The following is a 6,094-nucleotide window of genomic DNA, read 5'->3' as shown; positions in this document are numbered from 1 at the left end:
CGCGAGGCCGGGTCGAAGCCCGGCTCGTCCCGCGACCCGACGTCGACCCAGAGCCCGACCGAGGCCGACCGGGCCCCGGCGACGTGCTCGGTGACGACCCGCAGGCCCCCGGGCAGCACGGTGCGTGCCACGCCGGGGGCCGGGTGCTGTGTCTCCGCGGCAAGCCGTTCCGGCGCCACACGCTCCTCCGTCGCGTGCGCGGCCGGCGTGCGGCGCCGCGGGTGCTGTGTCTGGCCGGCAGGCCGTTCCGGCGCCGCACGCTCCGCTGTCGCGTGCGCCGCCGGCGTACGGCGCCGCGTGTCTCCGCTCAGGAGCGCGGTCCGCCGATGGCGCCGGTGACGGCGCCGGAGGTGGCGGGCTCGGCCGGCGGGACCCCGGCGCCCTCGGCGCCGGTGCCCTCGGGGGCGTCCTCGGTCGGACCGTCGGCGGGGGTCGCCTCCGCGGCGTCCTCCTCCTTGACCGGCACGAGGCTGATCTTGCCGCGGTTGTCGATGTCGGTGATCTCGACGCGGATCTTGTCGCCGACGTTCACGACGTCCTCGACCTTGCCGATCCGCTTCCCGCCGCCGAGCTTCGAGATGTGGACCAGGCCGTCGCGGCCGGGCACCAGCGAGACGAAGGCGCCGAACGCCGCGGTCTTGACCACGGTGCCCAGGTAGCGCTCGCCGATCTTCGGCATCTGCGGGTTGGCGATGGCGTTGATCATGTCGACCGCGGCCTGGGCGCTCGGCCCGTCCGCCGCACCGACGTAGATCGTGCCGTCGTCCTCGATCGAGATGTCGGCGCCGGTCTGCTCGGTGATCGAGTTGATCATCTTGCCCTTCGGGCCGATGACCTCGCCGATCTTGTCGGTCGGCACCTTCACCGTCGTGATGCGCGGCGCGTAGTCGCTCATCTCGTCGGGCGCGTCGATGGCCTCGGACATCACGTCGAGGATCGCCAGGCGGGCGCCGCGGGCCTGCGTCAGCGCCTTGCCGAGCACCTCGGACGGGATGCCGTCGAGCTTGGTGTCCAGCTGCAGCGCAGTGACGAAGTCCTTGGTGCCGGCGACCTTGAAGTCCATGTCCCCGAACGCGTCCTCGGCGCCGAGGATGTCGGTCAGCGCGACGAAGGTCTCCTTGCCGTCGACCTCGCCGGAGACCAGACCCATGGCGATGCCCGCCACCGGCGCCTTGAGCGGCACACCGGCGTTGAGCAGCGACATCGTCGAGGCGCAGACCGAGCCCATCGACGTCGAGCCGTTGGAGCTCAGCGCCTCCGAGACCTGCCGGATCGCGTAGGGGAACTCCTCGCGGGTGGGCAGCACCGGCACGAGCGCGCGCTCGGCCAGGGCGCCGTGGCCGATCTCGCGGCGCTTCGGCGAGCCGACGCGCCCGGTCTCGCCAGTGGAGAACGGCGGGAAGTTGTAGTGGTGCATGTAGCGCTTGGTGGTCTCCGGGCCGAGCGAGTCGATGTTCTGCTCGAGCCGGAGCATGTTCAGCGTGGTGACGCCCAGGATCTGGGTCTCGCCGCGCTCGAACAGCGCCGAGCCGTGCGCCCGCGGGATGACCTCGACCTCGGCGGCCAGCGGCCGGATGTCGGTGACGCCGCGGCCGTCGATGCGGAAGCCGTCGGTCAGGATCTTCTTGCGGACCGTGGACTTGGTCAGCGAGCGGAAGGCCTCGCCGATCTCCTTCTCGCGGCCCTCGAACTTCGGCCCGAGCTCGGTGACCAGGCGCTCCTTGAGGGCGTCCTGGGCCTCGTCGCGCTCGTGCTTGCCCGCGATGGTGAGCGTGCGGGCGAGCTCGTCGCCGGCCGCGGAGGTGACGGCGGAGAGCACGTCGTCCTGGTACGGCGGGAAGGTCGGGTAGTCCTTCGTCGCAACGTCGACCGAGTCGTACAGGTTCTTCTGCGCCTCGCACAGCGTGCGCAGGTACGGCTTCGCAGCCTCCATGCCGGCGGCCACGACGTCCTCGGTGGGCGCCGGGGCACCGCCCGCGATGAGCGTGAGCGCGTGGTCGGTGGCCTCGGCCTCGACCATGGAGATCGCGACGTCGGAGCCGTCCGCGGTGATCGAGCCCGCGATCACCATGTCGAACACGGCGTCCTCGAGCTGCTTCCAGGTCGGGAACGCGACCCACTGCTCGCCGATGAGGGCCATGCGCGTCGCGCCGACCGGCCCGTCGAAGGGCAGGCCCGAGATCTGGGTGGACGCCGACGCCGCGTTGATCGCCAGCACGTCGTACGGGTCCTGCGGGTTGAGGCTCTGGATCGTCACGACGACCTGGACCTCGTTGCGCAGGTTCGACACGAAGGTCGGGCGCAGCGGCCGGTCGATGAGACGGCAGGTCAGGATCGCGTCGGTCGAGGGGCGGCCCTCGCGGCGGAAGAACGAGCCGGGGATGCGCCCGGCCGCGTACATCCGCTCCTCGACGTCGACGGTGAGCGGGAAGAAGTCGAAGTTGTCCTTCGGCCGCTTCGAGGCGGTGGTCGCCGAGAGCAGCATCGTCTCGTCGTCGAGGTAGGCGACGACGGCGCCGGCGGCCTGGCGGGCCAGGCGGCCGGTCTCGAAGCGGATGGTGCGGCTGCCGTGGGCCCCGTTGTCGAGGACGGCGGTGGTCTCGTGGACACCGGTCTCGGTGTCGACGGCGGCCGGTGAGGCGGAATTCGCCATGGGTGGGGTTTCCTCCTGAGGGAGGCCCCGCCGCCACGCGCCCCCTCGCGTCGGGGGCCGCCGTCGGACTCACCGGCGTGACCGGTCTTCGATCGAAGCCCTCGGACGGGGTCCGGGGGCCACTACCGAGGACCGGGTCGGACCGGTCGCCGCCGACTGGTGCGGTGGCGGGGCTCGTGTGTCGTTGTGTCGGACGAGATCGGGCCGCCCGCGTCACTCGACGTGGGCGGCCCGGGGATCAGCGGCGCAGACCCAGACGCTCGATGAGCGACCGGTAGCGCGAGACGTCCACCGAGGCCACGTACTTCAGCAGCCGGCGGCGACGACCCACCAGCAGCAGCAGTCCGCGCCGCGAGTGGTGGTCGTGCTTGTGCATCTTCAGGTGCTCGGTGAGCTGGATGATCCGCTGCGTCAGCAGCGCCACCTGCGCCTCGGGCGAGCCCGTGTCGGTGGTGTGCACGCCGTAGTCGGCGAGGATCGCGCTCTTCTGCTCGGTGGTCAGTGCCACGTCGGTTACTGCTCCTCGGTGTGTCGGAGGTCCTGCCCGTCCGGGCGGCGTGGGCCGCCCGGCCGGTGCCGTGTGCTGGTGCGTCGGTGAGCGGGAGCGCCGATCGGCGCCCCGTCCCGCGCGTCCGGCCGCCACGGACCGCAGCCGGATCACCTCCGAGTCTACCCGTGGGGTCCGACGGGCCCGTCGCCGCCCGTCTCCCCACCCGGTCGGGCACCCCCGCCCACCAGCGGGAACCGGTCCACGACGCGGTAGGGCACCCCGCTCGCGACGAGCACGACCTCGCCCGCGGTCCACGCCGGTCCCCGGTGCCCGGCGAGACCGGGCGGGACCGCGGGGACGGCGCCGCGGGCCCGGGCGACGGTGAGGTGGGCGACGTGGGCCTCGGGGTCGGCCCCGGTCGCGGCGACGAGGCCGGCCCAGCCCGCGGGGTCGTCGGCGTGGACGCCGAGCCACAGCGCGGTGCCGAACACCCCGGCGCCCGCGCAGCGCAGGGTCGGCGCGCCCCGCCCGGCCAGGGCCGTCCGCAGGTCCGTGGACACCTCGGCCGGGTCCGCGTCGGCGTGGAAGCGCAGGGTCACGTGCCGACGCGACGACGCGACCGGGCGCCAGCGCCCGGCGTCGGGAGCCCGCCGCAGCGCGACCTCGAGCGCGGCGTCGACGGCGCGGTCCACCGCCGCGTCGGGCACGACCGCGACGAACAGGCGCACCCCGCGGGTCTCAGCCGGACAGGCCGAGCAGTCCGCGCGTGGTCGCGACGTCGCCGTCCATCGCGGTGATGAGCTCCTCGATCGAGTCGAAGCGGGCCATCCCGCGCACCTTCCCGACGAAGTCCACGCCCACGCGCTGGCCGTAGAAGTCCTCGGTGTGGTCGAGGACGAACGCCTCGACCGTGCGGACCTGGCCGGAGAAGGTGGGGTTGCTGCCCACCGAGACCGCGGTCGGGAGGCGTTCCTCGCCGCCGTCGCGCCCCGGGCGCACGAACCACCCGGCGTAGACCCCGTCGGCGGGGATCGCCGCGTGCTCGGTGGCCGCCACGTTCGCCGTCGGGTAGCCGAGCTCGCGGCCCCGCTGGTCGCCCCGGACGACGACGCCCTCGACGCGGTGGGGCCGGCCGAGCGCGTCGGCCGCCGCCTCGACGTCGCCGGCCGCGATGGAGCTGCGGATGTAGGTGGACGAGAACGTCACGGTGCGGCCCCGGTCGCCGTCGGCGACGAGGTCGAGCCCGATCGCCTCGAACCCGAACCGCTGCCCCAGCCGCTGCATCTCGGTGACGTCACCGGCCGCCTTGTAGCCGTAGGTGAAGTTGCGCCCGACGACGACCGCCGAGGCGTGCAGCCGGTCGACCAGCAGCTCGTGGACGAACTCGGCCGGGGCGACGTGCGCGAACTCGTGGGTGAAGGGCAGCACCCAGAAGGCGTCGACGCCGAGCTCGGCGACCAGCTCGGCACGCCGGGTCAGCGTGGTGAGCTGCGCCGGGTGCGACCCCGGGCGCAGGACCTCGCTGGGGTGCGGGTCGAACGTGATGAGCACCGTCGGCAGGTCACCGAGCTCGCGGGCCCGCTGCGTGGCGCGCGCGATGAGCTGCTGGTGGCCGCGGTGCACGCCGTCGAACACGCCGATGGTGACCACGCAGCGGCCCCAGCCCGGGGGGACGCCGTCACGACCGCGCCAGCGTTGCACTGCTTCCGGCCTCCGGGGGCGACTCGACGTCGTACGGCGCTCAGCCTACGGCCGGGGCGGCGTCGGCTCCGGAGGACGGGTCCGGATCACCCGGCCGGCCCGGCGCGGCGCCCGTCCGGCGGTCGATTTCCCCGGATGTCCGGCGCACCGTGCGCACGAGACCGAGACCCAGCCGGACCACCACGACAGGAGCGGACCGTGGTCGACGACACCCTGCTCGAGGCCATCGAGGAGGTCGCGGCGGCGAGCTCGACCTTCCTGACCGGCGACCCCGAGCCCTTCAAGGCCCTGTGGTCCCACGCGGACGACGTCACGATCTTCGGTGGCTACGGGCGCAGCCGACGGGGATGGGCCGAGGTCGCCCCCCGACTCGAGTGGGCGTCCGCGCGGTTCCGGGCGGGCTCGGTGACCTACGAGCCGCTCGCCGTGGGCAGCACCGGGGACCTGGGCTACGCGGTGGGCATCGAACGCGGACGGGCCACCGTGGTCGGTCACGACGAGGCGGGCGACATCGCGCTCCGGGTCACCCACCTGTTCCGTCGGGAGGGCGGACGCTGGCGTGTGATCCATCGTCACGCCGACCACAACGCCGACGACCTGCTCGCTCCGGAGGACGTCCTGGTCGACGTCGCGGCGCCCCGATGAGCACCGATCGGGCTGCCCTGCGCTACGTCACCTCCGCCGACGGCACCGCCATCGCCCTGGAACAGGTCACCGACGGGCCGCGCACGATGGTCACCGTCCCGGGCGGTGCCAGTGGCCGGGCGCTGTGGGCCGAGGTCGCCCGCGACCTCGCCGGGGAGTTCTCGGTCTGGTTGATGGATCGGCGCGGCAAGGGCGACTCGGGAGATGCCGGGCCCTACTCCTTCGAGCGCGAGCACGAGGACCTCGCGGCGGTGGCCCGCGCGTTCGAGGGTGAGGCGGTCCTCGCCGCGAACTCCTCGGGCGCGGTGTGTCTGCTCGGTGCGGCGGCGGGTGGGCTGCCGGCGCCGGCCCTGGTGGTCTACGAGCCGCCGTGGCCGATCGCCGGGCGCCAGACGAACACCGAGGTGCTCGACGAGATGGACGCCCACCTCGCCGCCGGCGACCCGGCGGCAGCCGTCCGGACGGGGCTGCGACAACTGGTCGGGCTGCCGGAGCCCGCCATCGACGCGATGGCGCAGGGACCGAGGTGGGCCGAGCGGGTGGCCAACGCCCACACCTGGACCCGCGAGGGACGCGAGCTCGACCGCATGCCCCTCGGCGCCGAG

The 6,094-nt window shown here is 73.8% G+C and carries 6 protein-coding genes and 1 pseudogene; 2 read left to right on the top strand and 5 right to left on the bottom strand.

The window, feature by feature from the left end; genetic code table 11:
• The 5 genes and pseudogenes from AC0CYZ_RS14920 to AC0CYZ_RS14900 form a co-directional block, all read right to left on the bottom strand.
• Positions 1-131: pseudogene (locus tag AC0CYZ_RS14920) on the bottom strand (insulinase family protein); the annotation flags it as partial.
• Between the two features lie 176 nt (positions 132-307).
• A complete protein-coding gene (locus AC0CYZ_RS14915; RefSeq protein ID WP_472216642.1) occupies positions 308-2,653 on the bottom strand; it encodes a polyribonucleotide nucleotidyltransferase in 2,346 nt (781 codons plus the stop codon).
• A gap of 238 nt (positions 2,654-2,891) precedes the next feature.
• Positions 2,892-3,161, bottom strand: coding sequence for a 30S ribosomal protein S15 (gene rpsO, locus AC0CYZ_RS14910; protein ID WP_472216640.1), 270 nt, complete (start codon positions 3,159-3,161; stop codon positions 2,892-2,894).
• A 161-nt stretch (positions 3,162-3,322) separates the two neighbouring features.
• Positions 3,323-3,871: a 2'-5' RNA ligase family protein gene (locus AC0CYZ_RS14905; protein WP_472216638.1), complete on the bottom strand. Its 549-nt coding sequence runs from the start codon at positions 3,869-3,871 to the stop codon at positions 3,323-3,325.
• Positions 3,872-3,881: 10 nt separating this feature from the next.
• Positions 3,882-4,844 carry a bifunctional riboflavin kinase/FAD synthetase gene (locus AC0CYZ_RS14900; RefSeq protein WP_472216636.1) on the bottom strand — a complete coding sequence of 321 codons (963 nt, stop codon included), beginning with the start codon at positions 4,842-4,844 and terminating at the stop codon, positions 3,882-3,884.
• Between the two features lie 198 nt (positions 4,845-5,042).
• Between AC0CYZ_RS14900 and AC0CYZ_RS14895 the strand changes: the two genes are divergently transcribed.
• Together AC0CYZ_RS14895 and AC0CYZ_RS14890 are read left to right on the top strand one after the other, a co-directional pair.
• Entirely contained in the window at positions 5,043-5,489 is a 447-nt protein-coding gene (locus AC0CYZ_RS14895; protein WP_472216634.1) for a YybH family protein, read from the top strand.
• Positions 5,486-6,094: alpha/beta fold hydrolase (locus AC0CYZ_RS14890; protein ID WP_472216632.1), on the top strand; the 609-nt coding region annotated here is incomplete at its 3' end. The genes AC0CYZ_RS14895 and AC0CYZ_RS14890, both read left to right, overlap by 4 nt.

The sequence above is a fragment of the Actinomycetospora sp. genome (assembly GCF_055612215.1).
The sequence above is the reverse complement of the archived record's forward strand: the minus strand, read 5'-3'. Positions and strand labels throughout refer to the sequence as shown.